The organism is Micromonospora sp. NPDC049203, assembly GCF_043197215.1.
Taxonomy (GTDB): domain Bacteria; phylum Actinomycetota; class Actinomycetes; order Mycobacteriales; family Micromonosporaceae; genus Micromonospora.
On sequence record NZ_JBICSV010000001.1, the window covers coordinates 451423 to 468905 of the forward strand.

Consider the following 17483-nt stretch of genomic DNA (forward strand, 5'->3'; position numbering starts at 1 on the left):
GGGCGGCGCCGGGCCGCCCGCGTCCGGGGAGCTGTCGATGCGGATCCGGCCGGTGTGGGCCGTGCCGCGCCCCCGGCCGGCCCGCGTCCGCCGACGTGGTCCGCGCCGGGGCGTGGCGCTCGCGCTGACCGCCCTGCTGCTGGTCCCGGTGCCGGCCTGCCGCCGGCCGATCACCCCGCCCGGCGCACCGACGCCCTGGCCGGCCGCGCAGGCCGACAGCTGGCGGTGGCAGTGGCAGCTCACCACGCCGGTGGAGGTCGCTGTCGACGCCGACGTCTTCCTCCTCGACCCGGTGGCGGCCACCTCGGCCGAGACCGCCGCGCTGCGCGGGCGGGGCCGCCGGCTGGTCTGCCACGTCCGGGTCGGCACGTACGCCGCCGATGACCCGGACGCCACCCGCTTCCCCGCCGCCGTGCGCGGCGCCGCGGTGCCGGGGCGGCCGGGGAGCCGGTTCCTGGACGTACGGCGCTGGGACGCGCTCGCGCCGGTGCTGGCCGACCGGTTCCGGCTGTGCCGCGGCAAGGGCTTCGGCGCGGTGGCCCTGGCCGACGCGGACGGCTACCGGCACCGCACCGGCTTCCCGCTGGACTTCGACGACCAGCTGCTGTTCAACCGCCGGCTGGCCGGGCTGGCCCGCGAGCTGAGCCTCTCCCCCGGCCTGGTCGACGACGTGACACAGGTGGCCGCGCTGGCCCCCGACTTCGACTTCGCGGTCAACCAGGAGTGCGTACGCCGCCGCCAGTGCGCGAAGCTACTGCCGTTCGTCGACGCCGGCAAGCCCGTCTTCCACGTCGAGTACACCGGCGAGCCGGCGGACTTCTGCGTCACCTCGGTCGGCTACGGCTTCGCCTCGATCCGCAAGGATCGGACGCTGGACGCCTGGCGGGAGCCGTGCGCGCTGCCGTGACGCCTCGGCGTGTTCCGCGCTCAGCGGGGTGGCCAGGTCCTCCGGCGGCCTGCCCTCGGCCTCGACGCAGCCTCCCGGCCGGGCAGAAGTACGGAAGCCGTATGCCTGAGAGTCATGATTATGACTCCCAGGCATACCCGCCACATGTGGATGCCGTCTCGGCGGGCGGCACGGGCCGGACCGGGTGTCGAGCCACCCCGGCCGGCCGGGTCAGCGGGCGCCGACCAGCTCCGGCGCCGGTGCGGGCGGCGGCTCGACCGCCGGGGCGGCGGTACGGCGGCGCATGAAGCGCGGCGCCCACCAGTTCGCGTCGCCCAGCAGCGTCATCACCGAGGGCAGCACGACCGCGCGGATGATCGTGGCGTCCAGCAGGATCGCCGCCGCCAGGCCGATGCCGAGCTGCTTGAAGTCGATCATGCTGAGCGTGGCGAAGATGGAGAACACCGCCACCATCACCACCGCCGCGCTGGTCACCACACCGGCCGAGGAGGTGATGCCGTGCGCCACCGCCTCCCGGTTGGGCATGCCCCGGTCGACCGCCTCGCGGATCCGGCTGACCACGAAGACGTGGTAGTCCATGGACAGTCCGAACAGCACCACGAACAGGAACAGCGGCAGCCAGGTGACGATCGCGTCCATCGAGGTGAAGCCGAGCAGCCCCTCCGCCCAGGTGCTCTGGAAGACCAGCACCAGCAGCCCGTACGCGGCGCCGGCGGAGAGCAGGTTCAGCACGATCGAGGTCAGCGCCACCACCACCGACCGGAACGTCCACGCCATCACCAGGAACGTCAGCGCCAGCACGAACGCCGCGACGACCGGCAGCTTCGCCCAGATGTGTGCGGCGTAGTCCTCGCTGGCGGCCACGCCGCCGCCGACCGCGTACTCCACGCCCGGGATGCCGCCGAGCGTGGCGGGCACCAGGTCCTCGCGCAGCTCGTGCAACGACCGGGACGCCTCGTCGGAGCGGCTGGCGTGCGGCGTGGCCACCTCCAGCACCGACACCCGCCGGTCCGCCGACACCTGGATCTCCGGGCCGTCCCCCTCGGCCGGCGCGAAGAGCGGGTCGGCGGCGGTACGGCCGGCCAGGTCGGTGAGCGCGGCCCGCACCCGGTCGGCCTGCTCGGCGGGCGCCCGCACGGCCACCGTGTGGCTGGTGCCGTTGCTCGGGAACGCGGCGGTGAGCCGGTCGTACGCCTGCATGGCGGCGGTGGTGCGTGGCACGTCCTCCGCGCCGGGGAACTTCAGCTTCATGCCGAGCGCGGGCGCGGCGAGCGCGAGCAGCAGCGCGACCGAGATCAGCAGCGTGGCCACCGGCGCGCGCAGCGCCGGCTTGAGCACCGCCGGCCAGAACCGGGGCCGGGCCGGCTGCCCGTCCCGCCCGTCACGCGGGGCGGTGAGGCGCCACAGCAGCGGCACCCGCGGCCGGTCCACCCAGCGGCCCAGCTTCGCCAGCAGCGCCGGCAGCACGGTGAGCGAGCCGATCACCGCGACCGCCACCACCAGGATCGAGCCGACCGCCAGCGAGGAGAAGATCGCGTCCTGGGCGAGCAGCAGACCGCCCATCGAGATGATCACGGCGGTGCCGGAGACCACCACGGCGTGCCCGGAGGTCTCCGCCGCGATCTCCACCGCGTCCAGGCCGGACCGGCCCTTCGCCCGTTCCTCCCGTTCCCGCCGCACGTAGAACAGCGAGTAGTCCACGCCGACCGCCATGCCGATCAGCAGGATGACGCTGGCCGTGGTGTCGGTGGCCGGCACCAGGTGCGAGGCGAGTGTGGACAGACCCATCGCCGCGGCCACCGAGGAGAGCGCCAGCAGCACCGGCACCCCGGCGGCGATCAGCGCGCCGAACGCGATGATCAGGATGGCCAGCGTCACCGGCAGGCTGAGCAGCTCGGCGCGCTTGAAGTCCTTGCCGAGCGTGTCGTCGAGCGCCTTGTCGATGGACGGGCCGCCGACCTGCTCCACCCGCAGTCGCGGGTGCGCGTCCTGCACCTTCGCGGTGGTGTCCCGCAGCGGCTGCACCCGGTCGCCGGCGGTGCCCGGGTCGCCGGACATGGTGATCGGCACCAGCAGCGCGCTGCCGTCGCGCGACGGCATCGGCGTACCGATCGAGGCCACGCCGTCGACCTGCCGCAGCCGGTCCGCCGCGTCCTGCGCCGCGGCCTTCGCCGCGGCCTGGTCGAGCGAGCTCGAGCGGGCGGTGATCAGCACGTTCTCGGTCGCCGGCCGGTCGAACCCGCCACTGTCGACGATCAGCTGTGCCTGTCCGAACTCGCCGATCGCCTGATCCTCGTCGGTCGCCTCGTTCAGCCCGGCGGCGCTGCCGCCCACGAAACACACCGCCACGAAGACCACCCACAACGCGATCGCGCGCCACGGATGCTCCGCACTCCACCGTGCCAGCCGCACAGTAACCGGTCGCCTGCCCATGTCCCGGGTTCCACCCTCCTGATGCCGGCCCTGTGCCGACCCCAGATGACGCTAGGCAGCAGGCGGGGCCCCGGCATCGGGGAACGGCCCCCGCTCGTCCCCGATCCGGCGGGAGCGGTCCGAGCGGCCGGAACCGGCCGCGCGGACCGGGCGGAAAAGGGCATCTCCGGGTACGCTCCGGCGCGTCTCCGGGGACCGTCCGGCGATGCACACCGGTGCAACCCCGAACCGGCTCGGGGTCATCCCCGGAGGGTGCCCCTGGGCCGGGGCTGGCATCGCGGGCAGCTGTAGGAGGAGCGGTTCATGAACGCCTCCCGCCGGATCGGCGCGCCGCAGCGCGGGCAGGGCTCCCCCTCCCGGCCGTACGCGTTCAGCGACCTGTCGAAGTAGCCGCTCTCGCCGTTGACGTTGACGTACAGCTCGTCGAAGCTGGTGCCGCCCTGCTTGATCGCCTCGGCGAGCACGTCCCGGACGTGCCCGAGCAGGCGCAGCGCGGCCGGACGGGTGAGCGCGTCGGCCGGGCGGGTGCCGTGCAGCTTCGCCCGCCACAGTGCCTCGTCGGCGTAGATGTTGCCCACCCCGGAGATCAGCGTCTGGTCGAGCAACGCGCGTTTGATCTCCGTACGCCTGCGGCGCAACGCCGCCACGAACGCCTCGTCCGAGAACTCCGGGTCCATCGGATCGCGCGCGATGTGGGCGATCTCGGCGGGCAGCTCCGCCCCACCGGCGGACACGGACAGCCCGCCGAACGTGCGCTGGTCGACGAAGCGCAGCTCCGGCCCGTCGTCGGCGAACCGGAACCGGACCCGCAGGTGCAGCTCGTCGGCCGCGCCGACCGGCTGCAACAGCAGCTGGCCGGACATGCCGAGGTGGCCGATCACCGCGTCGCCGCTGTCCAGCGGCAGCCAGAGGTACTTGCCCCGGCGCCGCACGCCGGTGACCGTCCGGCCGGCGAGCACGTCGGCGAAGTGCGCGCCACCGGGCGCGTGCCGGCGAACCGCCCGGGGGTGGCGCACCTCGACGGCGGCGATCCGCCGGCCGATCACCCACTGCGCCAGCCCCTGCCGGACGGTCTCGACCTCGGGCAGCTCAGGCACGGCCGGCGCCCGCCTCGACGTCCGCCGCCTCGTCCCGGGCCGCGGCCTCGGCCCGCGCCGCCGCCTCGGCCTCGGCCTGCTCGTTCAGCGTCCGCCAGGCCGACTCGGCCGCGCGCTGCTCGGCCTCCTTCTTGCTGCGTCCCTCCGCGCCGCCGTAGCGGTTCCCGGCGACCACCACCCAGGCGGTGAACGTCTTGAGGTGATCCGGCCCGGTGCCCTCGATCCGGTACTCGGGCACGCCGAGCCCCAGCGCGGCGGTCAGCTCCTGGAGGCTGGTCTTCCAGTCCAGCGCCGCGCCCCGGCCCGCCGACTCGGCCATCAGCGGGTCGAACAGCCGGTGGATGACGATGGCCGCGGTGTCCAGGCCGTACTGGAGGTAGATCGCGCCCAGCAGCGCCTCCAGCGTGTCGGCCAGGATGCTCGCCTTGTCCCGTCCGCCGGTGGCCTCCTCGCCCTTGCCCAGCAGCAGGTACGCGCCCAGCCCGTCCGGGCCCAGGCCACGCGCCACGTCGGCGAGCGCCCGCATGTTGACCACGCTGGCGCGCAGCTTCGCCAGCTGCCCCTCGGGCAGGTCGGGGTGGTTGTGGAACAACGCGGTGGTGATCACCACGCCGAGGACCGAGTCGCCCAGGAACTCCAGCCGCTCGTTGGTGGGCAGGCCGCCGTTCTCGTACGCGTACGAGCGGTGGGTCAGCGCGCGTTCCAGCAGTTCCGGGTCGAGCGACACCCCGAAGGCCGCCTCCAGGTGGCCGACGGGAGCACGCCGCCGCTTGTCGTTGGTCATGGTGCTACCTCGGTGTCGTGTCGGTCAGGTGCGAGATCGTGCGGGATGCCGGCGAGCAGCGTGCGGACCGTCCCGGCGGCGTCGCGGCGCCACAGGTGGGCGGCCAGCGCGATACCGGAGGCGACGTCCTCGGAACCGGCCGCGCCGTGGCACACGACCACGGTGCCGCCCACCCCGAGCAGGGCCGCGGCACGCGGGGCGCCACCGCGCGACGGCGGGCCGCCGGCCATGGCGTACGCGCCCTCGATGGCCTTGAGCAGGACGTTTCCGGTGAAGCCGTCGGTCACCACGACGTCGGCGCGGGCGCCGAGCGAGATGTCGTACCCCTCGACCAGGCCGACGTAGCGGCCGTCGCAGGGCAGCGGCGCGGCGGCGAGCGCGGGCGCGGCGACCCGGCGCAGCCGGTCGCCCTTGCCGGTCTCGTGGCCGACGGAGAGCAACCCGACGCGGGGTGCGGTGACGGCGTGTGCCACCGACGCGTAGGCGGCGCCGAGGAGGGCGTGCCGGGCCAGCGTGGCGGGGCCGGGTTCGAGCGTGCCGCCGACGTCGAGCAGCACCACAGGTCCCTCGACGGCGGGCAGCGTGGCGGCGAGCGCGGGGCGGCGGATCCCGGTCCAGCGGCCCAGGCCGAGCGCGGCGGCGGTGACAGTGGCGCCGGTCGAGCCGGCCGAGACGACCGCGTCGGCGAGCCCGTCGCGGACGGCCTGCACGGCGGTGCGCACCGTGCTCTCGCCACGGGCGGCGGTGGGGTGGTCGGCCATGCCGACGGCGGTCCGCACCGGGCGGACCGTGACCCGGGCGCGCTGGGCCGGTTCGAGCGCGCCGATCAGCTCGTCGGCCACCTCGATCGGGCCGACGAGCATCAGGTGCAGGGCGGGGTCCGTGCGTACCGCTCGCAGAGCGCCGTCAACCACGACGGCGGGAGCATCGTCCCCGCCGAGGAGGTCGACGGCGATCCGCGCGGTGCCCGGCTCCGACGGTCCGCCGGCCGGAAGCCGGTCGGCGGCGCAGGGAGCCGGGGCACCGGGCGAGAGCCTTGGTGCGCGCGTCACCCGACCGGTGGTCGGGGACGTCACTCGGCAGCCGCGTCAGACCTCGAGGACCTGACGACCGTTGTAGGTGCCGCAGACGGAGCAGGCGGCGTGCGGCAGCTTGGCCGACTTGCACTGCGGGCAGGCCACGGTCGCCACCACCGAGGCCTTCCAGTTCGCCCGGCGGGCGCGGGTGTTGCTGCGCGACATCTTGCGCTTGGGGACGGCCACGGTTCTTACTCCTCTGTACGGGTCAGTTGCGTCAGGCTCGCCCAACGCGGGTCGACCTGCTGATGGCTGTGGTCGGCCGGCAGATCGTCCCAGTGCACCCCACACTCGGGGCACAGCCCTGGGCAGTCCTCCCGGCAGAGCGGGTTGGTCGGCAGTGCCAGCACCACCGCGTCCCGCAACGCCGGCTCCAGGTCGATCAGATCGCCCTGCATCCGGCCCACCTCGTCGGTGTCGGTCGTGTCGTCCGTGGCGCTGTTCTCGTACGCGTACAGCTCCTGGATCGTCACGGCCAACGAGTCGTCGATCTCGCGCAGGCAGCGCCCGCACTCGCCCTTGACGGGACCGGTGACGGTCCCGGAGACGAGCACGCCCTCGGACACCGACTCCAACCTCAGGTCGAGGTCGAGGTCCGCGCCCTCCGGCACGCCGATCAACTCCACGCCGAGGTCCGCCGGTGCCGGCACGACCCGCTTGTGCGTACGCAACGCACCAGGTCGGCGCGGCAGTTCCCTCGTGTCGAGGACCAGCGGCGACCTGGGGTCGAGTGTGCTTGGCGAGTGTTTGGGCATAGTCAGACTCCGGCCGTCGAGAGGCCGACAAAGAAGGTTACCTGCCAGACGGGCGAACCGTCGAACCGGGGGTTCACCTCCGGCCCGACGGCAGCCGGCTGTCGGCGACCGGCCCGCGCGCCGCTCAGAAGGGTAGCGGGCGGTCCGCCTCGTCCCCGCCGAAGGTGCCGATCTCGCGCAGCGCGTGCATCTTGTCCCGGCCGCGCTCTATCGAGGCCAGCGCCCGGGTGAGGAACTGCTCGAAGTTGGCCAGCGCGGTGTCGACGTAGTCGTCCACCTCCTCGCGGAGGCGCTGCGCCTCGGCCCGCGCCTCGGCGATGATCCGCGCGCCCTCGTGCTCGGCCGAGACGGTGATCTCGTTCACCGAGACCAGCCGGGCGTGTTCCGCCTCACCCTCGCTGATGATCCGGTCGGCCTCGCGCTTGCCGGCCTCCATGATCTTGTCCCGCTCCTCCAGCAGCGCGGCGGCGCGCCGCAGGTCGGCGGGGAGCTCCGCGCGCAACTCGTCGAGCACGGCGATCATCTCGCCCCGGTCGACCATGCAGTTGTTGCGCGACATCGGGACGGAGCGGGCCTGCTCCACCATGGCGATCAGTTCGTCGATGCGATCGAGCGGGTCCACCGGTACCTCACTCCTGTCTTCGTCGGCCGCCCTCCATCATGCGGCCTGCGCCCGGTCTCGGCGCTGCCACACATCATGTCGCGCCCGAGCCACAAGCACCCCACCCGCCCCACCCGGCGCGTCGTCCTCCCCGCCCATCGCCCTCGCCCCCGTCGCCCGCCCCCGTCGCCCGCCCCCGTCGATCTTGCACTTTCGGCCCGGCGCTCGCCCCTTACGGGAGGAATGTCCGGGCCGAAAGTGCAAGATCGCGTGGGCGGGGGGTGGGGGTGGGTGGGGTCAGGGGCGGAGGCGAGCGGAGAGCTGCTCGCGGACCAGGTCGGGGACGTGTGCGGAGATGTCGCCGCCCCACTTCGCCACGTCCTTGATCAGGCTGGACGAGATGAACGAGTAGAGCGGGTTGGTCGGCATGAACAGGGTCTCCACGCCGGCCAGGCCGATGTTCATCTGGGCCATCTGCAGCTCGTAGTCGAAGTCGCTCACCGCACGCAGGCCCTTGATCAGCACACTCGCCTGCTGCGCGCGGCAGAAGTCGACAAGCAGGCCGCGGAACGACTCCACCCGCACGTTGTCGTACGAGGCGGTGACCTCCTGGAGCATGGTGATCCGCTCCTCGACCGTGAACAGGCCCTGCTTGGACTGGTTGACCAGCACTCCGACGATCACCTCGTCGAAGAGCCGGCTGGCCCGGCCGATGATGTCGAGGTGTCCGTTGGTGACCGGGTCGAACGAGCCCGGGCAGACCGCACGTCTCATGATCGGCGACCGTACCAAAGAGTGGTCTCGCCGTAACGCCTGCTGCGCTCCGGAGTGACACCTTCCACCCACGTGACCGGTCCGGTACGGCTGGACCGCTCGACGATCACCAGGGCGTCCGGGGCGAGCCAGCCGCCGTCGACGAGCGCGGCCAGATTCGCGGTGATCTCGGAGTCCGGCACCGCGTACGGCGGATCGGCGAAGACCACGTCGTACGGCTCCCCGTCCGGGCCGGCCGCCAGCACGGTGGCGACCTTGCCGGTGACCAGGCGCGCGGCCGGCGCGGCGCGGAGCGCGGCGATGTTCTCCCGGATCACCCGGGCGGCCCGCGCGTCGGACTCGACGAGCAGCACGTGGGCCGCGCCCCGGGACAGCGCCTCCAGGCCGACCGCGCCGGAACCGGCGTACAGGTCGGCGAAGCGTGTCCCGTCCAGGTCGACGTGCGAGTCCACGGCGCTGAACAGCGCCTCCCGCACACGGTCGGAGGTGGGCCGGGTGCCGGCACCCGGTGGCGCGGCGATCCGCCGGCCGCCGAGCGTGCCGGCCACGATCCGGGTCACCGTCGCTCCCTGCGCATGCCCCGACGCTACGCGACGCCGCGAGGCGGGCACGACGTACCCGGCGCGTCGTGGTGGCCCGTCGCCGCCGGATCCGCTTCACCGCCTGACCCGCACCGAGGGCGCGTCGACCACCCGGCCGGCGCGAGCCTGGGCACGCCACGCGCGTGCCGCTGCCCCGCGACGGCGCCGGCCCGCCGTCAGCCCTTCTCCAGGTATTCGGCGCGTTCCTCGTCGACGAGCGCGGCGACCGACGCCGCCAGCGCCGGGTGCCGGGACAGATCCGGATCGTCCTCGACCAGTTCGATCGCCTCGGCCCGCGCGTCGCGGATCAGCTCGGCGTCGCGTCTCAGCGACAGCAGCCGCAGGTGCGAGCGGCGGCCGGACTGGGTCGCGCCCAGCACGTCACCCTCCCGGCGCTGTTCCAGATCGAGTTCGGCCAGCTTGAAGCCGTCGGTGGTGGAGGCGACCGCGTCCAGCCGCTCCCGCGCCGACGAACCCTCGACCGCCTCGGTGACCAGCAGGCACAGACCGGCGGCCGAGCCCCGGCCGACCCGGCCGCGCAACTGGTGCAGCTGGGAGACACCGAACCGGTCGGCGTCCAGCACGATCATCACCGTCGCGTTCGGCACGTTCACGCCGACCTCGACCACAGTGGTCGCCACCAGCACGTCCAGCTTGCCGTCGGCGAACGCGCGCATCACCGCGTCCTTCTCGTCCGCCGGCAGCCGGCCGTGCAGCACCCCGATCCGCAGCCCGTGCAGCGGACCCTCGGCCAGCAGCGGGGCCACCTCGGTCACCGCCAGCGGCGGGCGCCGGCCGTTGTCGTCCTCTCGCGGCGCCTCCTCGTCCGACACCGGCCCTTCTCCGATGCGCGGGCACACCACGTACGCCTGGTGGCCCTTGGTGACCTCCTCGCGCAACCGGCGCCAGGCCCGGTCGAGGAACGCCGGCTTCTCGGCCGCCGGGACCACGTGCGAGGCGATCGGCGAGCGGCCCTGCGGAAGCTGGGACAGCGTGGAGGTCTCCAGATCGCCGTAGACGGTCATGGCGACGGTGCGCGGGATCGGGGTCGCGGTCATCACCAGCACGTGCGGCGGCTGCTCGGCCTTGGCGCGCAGCGCGTCGCGTTGCTCGACACCGAAGCGGTGCTGCTCGTCCACCACCACCAGGCCGAGGTCGTGGAAGTCGACGCCCTCGTAGAGCAGGGCGTGCGTGCCGAGCACGATGCCGGCGCGGCCCTCGGCCACCTCGGCCAGCGCCCGGCGCCGGGCCGCCGCGCCGAGCGAGCCGGTGATCAGCTCCACCCGTGTGGCGTCGTCGGCGGCGCCCAGCTCACCGGCCCGGCCGAGCGGCCCGAGCAGGTCGAGGATGCCCCTGTGGTGCTGGGCGGCGAGCACCTCGGTCGGCGCGAGCAGCGCGGCCTGCCCACCGGCGTCGACCACCTGGAGCATGGCGCGCAGCGCCACCACCGTCTTGCCGGAGCCCACCTCGCCCTGGAGCAGCCGGTGCATCGGGTGTGCCCGGGTCAGGTCGGCGGCGATCTCCCGCCCGACGACCTGCTGGCCGGAGGTCAGCTCGTACGGCAGCCGGGCGTCGAACGCGTCGAGCAGGCCGCCGGCCTTCGCCGGGCGGGCCCGTCCCGGCGACGCCGCCGCCCGGTGCTTGCGCTGCACCAGCGTGAGCTGCACGGCGAACGCCTCGTCCCACTTCAGCCGGCGGCGGGCCCGGTAGAGCGCCTCCTTGCTGGTCGGGCGGTGGATCTCGCGCAGCGCGGTGCCGATGTCGGCGAGGTTGCGGGTGGCCCGCACGGTGGCCGGCAACGGGTCCTCCGGCGGGGTGAACGTGTCGAGCACGACGCGGACGCAGCGGGCGATCACCCAGGTCGGCACCGCCGCCGCAGCCGGATAGACCGGGATCATTGCCCCGGCGAACTCCTCGACCTCCTCGTTTGCGGCCGCCTCGCCCTCGCCACCCTCGCCGAGCAGGACGTACTCCGGGCCGTTGAGCTGCCGCTTGCCCCGGAACTCGGTCACCTTGCCGGCGAACAGCCCCCACCGGCCGGGCCGCAGCTCCCGCTCCCGCCACGCCTGGTTGCCGAAGAACGTGCAGGTGAGCACGCCGCCGGAGCCGTCGCCGACGGTCACCTCCAGCAGGTTGCCGCGCCGCTGGCGCATCGGGCGCACGGCGGTGCGCTGCACCTGGGCGAGCACTGTGACCTGCTCCCCCACGTCGAGCGAGCGGATGTCGGTGTGCTCGCCGCGCTCGTCGTACCGGCGCGGGAAGTGGTAGATCAGGTCGCCCGCGGTGTGCAGGTCGAGGTGCCCGGCCAGCGCCTTCGCGGTGCGCTCGCCGACCAGCTTCTTCAGCGGCGTGTCGACAGTGGCCGCTTCACCAGTCATTCGACCCCCACCAGGAGCGGATAGTGCGGCTGACCGCCCTCGTACGCCTGCACCTCGACGAACGGCCACGCCCCCTCGACGTGCGCGCGGACCCGGTCGGCCAGCCCGGCCGGAGCGTCAGCGCCGCAGAGCAGCGTGACCAGCTCACCGCCGCCGCCGAGCATCCGGTCCACCACTGCGGTGCAGGTGTCGACCAGATCCTGCCCGATCAGGTGCACCTCGCCCTCGACCAGGGCCAGCACGTCGCCCGGGCGGGCCGGGCCGGCGACGGTGAGCGCCTCCCGGGCGGCGTGGCAGACCTCGGCGTACCGGCAGGCGCCGGCCGCCTCGGCCATCGCGATCACGTCGTCCTCGAACCGCCGCTTCGGATCACGCACGGCCAGCGCCGCGAGCGCCTGCACCGGCGAGCGGGTCGGCACCACGCTCACCTTCACGCCGAGGCCGTGCGCCTCCCTGGCCGCCGCGCTCGCCACCGACTGGGTGTTCGGGTCGTTCGGGAGCACCACCACCCGGGCGGCGCCGGTGGCCCGGATCGCGTCGAGCAGCTCGCCGGTGGACGGGTTGGCGGGCACCACCACGGCGCCCTCGGCCGCGAACAGCTCCGCGATGCCCGCGCCCGTGGCCACCACCACGGCGGCCCGCCCCTCGGGCAGCGGCGCCCGCGGTCCGGGCGCCGGGGCGGCCTGGTCGGCGAAGCGGGTCACGTTGATCCGGTGCGGGCGGCCGGCGACCACGCCCGCCTCGACCGCCGCCCCGATGTCGTTGACGTGCACGTGGACGTTCCAGGTGCCGGCGCCGTCGCCGACGATCGCGAGTGAGTCACCGAGCGCGTCCAGCTCGGCGCGCAGCCGGGCCACCGCCTCGTCGGTGGCGTCGAGCAGATACTGCACCTCGTAGGCGTACGCGTCGGAGCCGCTCTCCCGCACGGCGGTGGCCGGCGCGCGGCGGGTGGGCGGCTCGGACGCCGGCTGCGCCAGGCTCTCCCCGGTGATCACCTCGACCAGCGCGTCCAGCAGCAGGCACAGGCCGCGCCCGCCGGCGTCGACCACGCCCGCGCGGGCCAGCTCCGGCAACTGCTCGGGGGTACGCGCCAGCGCGTGCGCCGCCGCCTCGGCGGCGGCCCGGGCCACGGCGCGCAGGTCGTCGGTGTCCGCCCGGCGGGCGGCGTGCGCCGCGGCGGAGACCACGCTCAGCAGCGTGCCCTCGACCGGCCGGGCGACGGCGGCGTAGGCGGCGGTGGTGGCGTCGGACAGGGCGTCGGCGAGCTGTCGCCCGCGCACCGCGGGCACGGCGGCGAGCGTGTCGGCGAGGCCACGCAGGATCTGCGAGAGGATCACCCCGGAGTTGCCGCGCGCCCCGAGCAGCGCGCCCCGGGCCATCAGCCGCAGCGCGTGGCCGTGCGGGGTGTGCCCGTCGTCGGGAAGCGTGCCGAGGTCCATGGCCAGGGCCTGCTGGGCCGAGGTGAGCGTGAGCACCAGGTTGGTGCCGGTGTCGCCGTCGGGCACCGGGTAGACGTTCAGGTCGTCGATCTCGCCCTGGTGGGTGCGGAGGGCGGCCAGCCCGCTCGCGCACCAGCGGCGTACCGCTGCGGCGTCGAGGGTCTCCAGCACGTCGGGAAGCCTACTGGCGCGCACCGACACGCGCCGGGGTCGTCCACCGCGTGTCCGCCCCGGCGGACGGCCCGGCCGGGACGCCGGTACGCTGGGTGGGCTCGCGAAAGGGCCGGTTGGGCGTACCGACTGTCATCGGGTAACCTGACCAGGTTGCCCGGGCAGCGCCTGGCGGCGACCTCATGAACGTTTCAATCCCAGGAGTATCCCGTGGCTAGCGTGTGCGACGTCTGTGGCAAGGGGCCGGGCTTCGGCCACAACGTGTCCCACTCGCACCGGCGGACCAACCGCCGCTGGAACCCGAACATCCAGTCGGTGCGTACCCCGGCCGGTGGCGGCACCACCAAGAAGTTGCAGGTCTGCACCTCGTGCATCAAGGCCGGCAAGGTCACCCGCGCCTGACGCGGTAGCGCCACCGGAACATCGTCGGTCGCCGGCGGATCCCTTCGGGGTCCGCCGGCTTCTGTCGTGTCCGGCGACCGCCGTGCCCACCGGCCCGGTATCGGCCGACCCGCCCCCGCACCCCTGACCGACCGTACGGCGACCGCCTCGATCCGGCCGGTTAGGGTGCTGCTGCGCCGGCCGTCCGGTTCCGGCGCGAGCCGTGGGGAGGGTGACCGGTGGACCTCGATCTGGGTCGCGAGCAACTGGTGGTGGTGGGCGCGTCGTTCGGCTCGCTGAGCTGGTTCGACCAGGAGCTGCCGTCGGGCAGCGTGGTGCTGGTCGAGGAGCCGGACGTGATCGCCCGCCGCGACCTGGCCCGGTTCGCCGAGCGGCTGCCGATGATCGGGCGCCTCGTCGCCGCCGAGTACCAGACCGGCTTCGACCCCGACGCCCTGCTCGCCCGCGAGCCCGGCCTCGCCGACGCCCGGCTGGTCCTGCCCGGCCTGGAGTACGCGGTCGGCGCCACCGCCCGGCTCGCCGAGCGGCTCGGCCTCCCCGGCGCCGGGGTCGAGGCCGCCGACGTCTTCTCCGACAAGCACCGGATGCGGCTGCTCGCCGACCGGATCGGGCTCGCGAACCCGGCGTACGAGCTGGTCGACGACCCGGCGCGGGCGGTGGAGTTCGCGCGGGCGCACGGCGGCCGGTGCGTGCTCAAGCCCACCCGCCGCTCCGGCAGCCTGGGCGTGCAGCTGATCACCGACCCGGCCGAGGTGCCGGCCCGCTGGGCGGCAAGCGCCACCCCGCCCGACCCGGCCGAGGCGACCGAGCGCGGCCTGCCCACCGGCGTGCTGGTCGAGGAACTGCTGGTCGGCTCCGAGCACAGCGTGGAGCTGCTGGTGGCCGAGGGCGACGTGGTCTTCGCAAACGTCACCGACAAGCGGATCGCCGGTGGCCGGTACCCGGTCGAGACCGGCCACACCGTGCCGTCCGCGCTGCCCGCCGCCGCGCACGACGCGCTGCGCGCCGCCGCGGTACGCCTCGCCGAGGCGGCCGACTTCCGCAGCGGCATGCTGCACAGCGAGTGGATCCTGGTCGACGGCGTCCCGACGCTCGTGGAGTGCGCGGCCCGGATGCCCGGCGACATGATCACCGCGCTCATCTCGATCGCCTACGAGCGGGACGTCATCGAGGCGTACCTGCGGATCCTGCGCGGTGAACGGCCGGCGCTGCCGGCGCGGGCCAGCGGTGCGGCGGCGATCGAGTTCCTGATCGCGCCGCCCGGCCGGGTCACCGCCGTGGACGGCCGGCGCGACGCGCTGCGCGTGCCGGGCGTGCTCGACGTGCGGGTGGAGACGAAGGTCGGTCAGACAGTGCCGGAGCTGCTCTCCTCGGCGCACCGCAGCGGGCACCTGATGGCCTGGGGCGCGACACCGGACGAGGCGGCGGACGCCGCCCGCCGCGCCGCCGGGACGATCCGCATCTCGGTGGACTAGAGGGTACGGCCGTACGACAGGCAGCCCGGGGCGTCCTTGTAGAAGCCGAAGTTCGGGATCCGCTCGTAGCCGGCCGAGGTGTACATGGCGATCGCCTCGGGCTGCTTGTCGCCGCACTCCAGCACGATCCGCTTGCGGCCGTGGTCGCGGGCGGACCGCTCGACCGCGGCGAGCACCGAGCGGGCCACGCCCCGGCCCCGGGCCGCCGGGTCGGTGTACATCCGCTTCAGCTCGGCCGTGTCGCCGTCCTCGCCGTGGCTGCGCCAGCCGCCGCAGCCCACCGGCCGCCCGTCCAGGTAGGCGACGAGGAACACGCCGTCCGGCGGGGTGAACTCGGCCGCGTCGACGGGGGTCTCGTCGCCGCTGCCGCCGTACCGGGCGCCGAGGTCGGCCAGCGCCGCCCGGATCAGCGCCCGCGACTCGGGCGCGTCGAAGCGCCGCTCCCGGATCTCGATCTCGCTCACCGTGCCAGGTTACGACCGCCACCGGCCCGGCTTCGGGCGGCCGGCCCGGGGTCGGACGCAGATCACTCCGGCCCGCTGGTCCGCCGCGCGACCCGCTGATCCGCCGTCCGGCGGCCGTACCAGCTGGTCCGCCGTCCGGCGGCCGTACCAGCTAGTCCGCCGTCCGGCGGCCGTACCAGCTAGTCCGCCGTCCGGCGGCCGTACCAGCTAGTCCGCCGTCCGGCGGAAGTGGTCCCAGCCGCGCGGGCCGCTGTAGGCGCCGCCGTCGACGGTGACCCCGGCGCCGTCCGCCACCCGCCCGACCGGCCGCCAGCCGTCGGGCAACGCGGCGTCCGCCGGGAAGGTCGCCGCCAGCGCGTGGTCCTCGCCGCCGGCCAGGATCCAGGTGTACGGGTCGACGCCGAGCGCCTGCGCCGCGTCCCGCATCTGCCGGGGCACCTCGAACGCGTCGCGGTTCAGGTCGATCGCCACGCCGCTGGCGGTCGCCACGTGCCCGAGGTCGGCCAGCAACCCGTCCGACACGTCGATCATGGCGGTGGCCCCCGCCGCTGCGGCAGTCGGTCCGGCGGCGTACGGCACCTCGGGGCGGCGGAACGCCTCGACCAGCAGCCGGGGCGTGCGGAAACCCCGGGACAGCACCGTGTAGCCGGCCGCCGCCCAGCCGGTGCGCCCGGCCAGCGCCACCACGTCGCCGGGGCGGGCGCCGGAGCGGACCACCGGGTCGCGGCCGGCCAGGTCGCCGAGCGCCGTCACCGCGATGGTGAGCGTCGGGCTGCCGGACATGTCCCCGCCGACCACGCTCGCGCCGACCAGTGCCGCCTCCGCGCCCAGCCCGTCGGCCAGTTCCTCAGCCCAGGCCGGGTCCAGCTCGGCCGGCATGCAGAGCGCGACGAGCAGCGCGGTCGGGGTGGCGCCCATGGCGGCGATGTCGGCGAGGTTGGCCGCCGCCGCCCGGTGCCCCACGTCCCGCGCCGACGACCAGTCCCGGCGGAAGTGCCGCCCCTCCACCAGCACGTCGGTCGAGGCGACCACCCGCCGGTCCGGCGCGGCCACCACCGCGCCGTCGTCGCCGGGGCCGAGCAGGCAGTTCCGTCCCTGCGCCAGCCGGGCGGTCACCCGGCCGATCAGGCCGAACTCGCCGACATCAGTGACAGTCATTCCGTCCCCTCGCTCCGCTGCGTCGTTCCGCACGTTCCACCCCTACCCGTACCGGCGTGTGCTCGCTCACCGCGTCCGACCGGCAACCGATAGGGATCACAGCCGCTCAGTACGGTAGTTTCACCCTTCGGGTCGCCCGGAGGCGACGGACGGAGGTCGAGTCGTGGTACAGGCGTACATCCTCATCCAGACCGAGGTCGGCCGGGCGCGTGACGTGGCCGGTCTGATCGCGGATCTGGCCGGCGTGGTACGGGTCGACGCCGTCACCGGGCCGTACGACGTGGTGGTGCTCACCGAGGCGAACACCGTCGACGAGCTCGGCAAACTCATCGTCAGCAACGTGCAGATGGTGCCCGGCATCACCCGCACGCTCACGTGTTCGGTGGTGCGGCTGTAAGTGGACGAGAAGGACACCTCCTCTCCCCGCCGGGACGGCGGCACCCGCCGTGCCGCACTCTGGGCCACACTCGTCGCGGTGCCGGTGACCGTGGCGGTGGCCGCGTTCACGTTCGCCAAGCTGGCCCCGGAGTCGCCGGAGGCCGAGCCGAGCGCGTCGGCGAGCCCTCGGGCGCAGTCCAGCGCGCCGGTCGAGATGCCCGCTCCGGCGCTGGCCGAGCGCCCGACAGTGCTCTGCCGGGCCCTGATGTCGCAGCTTCCGGACCGCGTGCGTGACCTGCCGCAGCGCCCCGTCACCGCGGGCCCGGAGCAGAACGCCGCGTACGGCGATCCGGCGCTGACCATTGCTTGCGGCGGCAGCCCGGCGCAGTTCCCGCCCACCGACGAGGTGTGGACTGTCAACAAGGTCTGCTGGCACGCGGCCGAGGAGGCCGACGCCACGGTGCTGACCACCGTCGACCGGGAGACCCCGATCCGGGTCCGGGTACCGAAGTCGTACGAGCCGCCGCTGCAGTGGGTGACCTCGATCTCCGACACGATCGTCAGCTCGGTCCCCTCGGCGAAACAGGCCCCCTCGGGCTGCTCCGCCTGA

Annotated in this window: 18 protein-coding genes; 5 read left to right on the forward strand and 13 right to left on the reverse strand. The window is 74.4% G+C overall.

Translation table 11 applies throughout. The annotated features are described in order from the left end of the window. Window positions 1-37 precede the first annotated feature (37 nt). Complete coding sequence (locus tag ACGFIA_RS02085; protein ID WP_357390109.1) at window positions 38-907, forward strand: endo alpha-1,4 polygalactosaminidase; 870 nt, start codon at window positions 38-40, stop codon at window positions 905-907. A 210-nt stretch (window positions 908-1117) separates the two neighbouring features. On the opposite strand, the gene ACGFIA_RS02090 is transcribed toward ACGFIA_RS02085, so the two are convergent. The 11 genes from ACGFIA_RS02090 to ACGFIA_RS02140 form a co-directional block, all read right to left on the reverse strand. Continuing rightward, complete coding sequence (locus ACGFIA_RS02090; RefSeq protein ID WP_357390107.1) at window positions 1118-3340, reverse strand: MMPL family transporter; 2223 nt, start codon at window positions 3338-3340, stop codon at window positions 1118-1120. Window positions 3341-3579: 239 nt separating this feature from the next. Continuing rightward, window positions 3580-4437 (reverse strand): bifunctional DNA-formamidopyrimidine glycosylase/DNA-(apurinic or apyrimidinic site) lyase, encoded by an 858-nt coding sequence (gene mutM / locus ACGFIA_RS02095; RefSeq protein WP_357390105.1) that lies wholly within the window; start codon window positions 4435-4437, stop codon window positions 3580-3582. Further along, window positions 4430-5221, reverse strand: coding sequence for a ribonuclease III (gene rnc / locus ACGFIA_RS02100; RefSeq protein WP_357390103.1), 792 nt, complete (start codon window positions 5219-5221; stop codon window positions 4430-4432). The genes mutM and rnc overlap by 8 nt, the downstream gene beginning before the upstream one ends. Continuing rightward, window positions 5218-6177 carry a phosphate acyltransferase PlsX gene (locus ACGFIA_RS02105; RefSeq protein WP_357390119.1) on the reverse strand — a complete coding sequence of 320 codons (960 nt, stop codon included), beginning with the start codon at window positions 6175-6177 and terminating at the stop codon, window positions 5218-5220. The genes rnc and ACGFIA_RS02105 overlap by 4 nt, the downstream gene beginning before the upstream one ends. 132 nt (window positions 6178-6309) lie before the next feature. Further along, window positions 6310-6483, reverse strand: coding sequence for a 50S ribosomal protein L32 (gene rpmF, locus ACGFIA_RS02110; protein WP_073830392.1), 174 nt, complete (start codon window positions 6481-6483; stop codon window positions 6310-6312). Window positions 6484-6488: 5 nt separating this feature from the next. Then, window positions 6489-7052, reverse strand: a complete 564-nt coding sequence (locus ACGFIA_RS02115) for a DUF177 domain-containing protein (protein WP_013474351.1) — start codon at window positions 7050-7052, stop codon at window positions 6489-6491. Window positions 7053-7176: 124 nt separating this feature from the next. Further along, on the reverse strand, window positions 7177-7674 hold the full coding sequence (locus ACGFIA_RS02120; protein WP_262014767.1) for a hypothetical protein: 498 nt from the start codon (window positions 7672-7674) through the stop codon (window positions 7177-7179). 276 nt (window positions 7675-7950) lie between these two features. Next, window positions 7951-8427, reverse strand: a complete 477-nt coding sequence (gene coaD / locus ACGFIA_RS02125) for a pantetheine-phosphate adenylyltransferase (protein ID WP_357390100.1) — start codon at window positions 8425-8427, stop codon at window positions 7951-7953. After that, a complete protein-coding gene (gene rsmD / locus ACGFIA_RS02130; RefSeq protein WP_357390098.1) occupies window positions 8424-8987 on the reverse strand; it encodes a 16S rRNA (guanine(966)-N(2))-methyltransferase RsmD in 564 nt (187 codons plus the stop codon). Before rsmD ends, coaD begins: the two co-directional genes overlap by 4 nt. Window positions 8988-9184: 197 nt before the next feature. After that, window positions 9185-11386: an ATP-dependent DNA helicase RecG gene (gene recG, locus ACGFIA_RS02135; RefSeq protein ID WP_357467249.1), complete on the reverse strand. Its 2202-nt coding sequence runs from the start codon at window positions 11384-11386 to the stop codon at window positions 9185-9187. Further along, a complete protein-coding gene (locus ACGFIA_RS02140) occupies window positions 11383-12996 on the reverse strand; it encodes a DAK2 domain-containing protein (RefSeq protein ID WP_357467246.1) in 1614 nt (537 codons plus the stop codon). The genes recG and ACGFIA_RS02140 overlap by 4 nt, the downstream gene beginning before the upstream one ends. 210 nt (window positions 12997-13206) lie before the next feature. On the opposite strand from ACGFIA_RS02140, the gene rpmB reads away from it, so the two are divergent. Both rpmB and ACGFIA_RS02150 read left to right on the forward strand, forming a co-directional pair. Beyond that, complete coding sequence (gene rpmB / locus ACGFIA_RS02145) at window positions 13207-13398, forward strand: 50S ribosomal protein L28 (RefSeq protein WP_013284551.1); 192 nt, start codon at window positions 13207-13209, stop codon at window positions 13396-13398. 218 nt (window positions 13399-13616) lie between these two features. After that, a complete protein-coding gene (locus ACGFIA_RS02150) occupies window positions 13617-14873 on the forward strand; it encodes an ATP-grasp domain-containing protein (protein ID WP_357390092.1) in 1257 nt (418 codons plus the stop codon). On the opposite strand, the gene ACGFIA_RS02155 is transcribed toward ACGFIA_RS02150, so the two are convergent. Beyond that, complete coding sequence (locus tag ACGFIA_RS02155) at window positions 14870-15337, reverse strand: GNAT family N-acetyltransferase (RefSeq protein ID WP_357390090.1); 468 nt, start codon at window positions 15335-15337, stop codon at window positions 14870-14872. The genes ACGFIA_RS02150 and ACGFIA_RS02155 overlap by 4 nt on opposite strands. Window positions 15338-15544: 207 nt before the next feature. Then, complete coding sequence (locus ACGFIA_RS02160) at window positions 15545-16495, reverse strand: thiamine-phosphate kinase (protein WP_393257970.1); 951 nt, start codon at window positions 16493-16495, stop codon at window positions 15545-15547. Between the two features lie 163 nt (window positions 16496-16658). Here ACGFIA_RS02160 and ACGFIA_RS02165 point away from each other — a divergent pair, with 163 nt between their 5' ends. Further along, entirely contained in the window at window positions 16659-16892 is a 234-nt protein-coding gene (locus tag ACGFIA_RS02165) for an Lrp/AsnC ligand binding domain-containing protein (protein ID WP_088646044.1), read from the forward strand. Next, on the forward strand, window positions 16893-17483 hold the full coding sequence (locus tag ACGFIA_RS02170) for a DUF3515 domain-containing protein (protein WP_357390086.1): 591 nt from the start codon (window positions 16893-16895) through the stop codon (window positions 17481-17483).

Coding starts and splice junctions, on each gene's coding strand:
- ACGFIA_RS02085 (WP_357390109.1), top strand. CDS start 38: ATGCGGATCCGGCCGGTGTGGGCCGTGCCGCGCCCCCGGCCGGCCCGC.
- ACGFIA_RS02090 (WP_357390107.1), bottom strand. CDS start 3,340: ATGGGCAGGCGACCGGTTACTGTGCGGCTGGCACGGTGGAGTGCGGAG.
- rnc (WP_357390103.1), bottom strand. CDS start 5,221: ATGACCAACGACAAGCGGCGGCGTGCTCCCGTCGGCCACCTGGAGGCG.
- ACGFIA_RS02115 (WP_013474351.1), bottom strand. CDS start 7,052: ATGCCCAAACACTCGCCAAGCACACTCGACCCCAGGTCGCCGCTGGTC.
- coaD (WP_357390100.1), bottom strand. CDS start 8,427: ATGAGACGTGCGGTCTGCCCGGGCTCGTTCGACCCGGTCACCAACGGA.
- recG (WP_357467249.1), bottom strand. CDS start 11,386: ATGACTGGTGAAGCGGCCACTGTCGACACGCCGCTGAAGAAGCTGGTC.
- ACGFIA_RS02160 (WP_393257970.1), bottom strand. CDS start 16,495: ATGACTGTCACTGATGTCGGCGAGTTCGGCCTGATCGGCCGGGTGACC.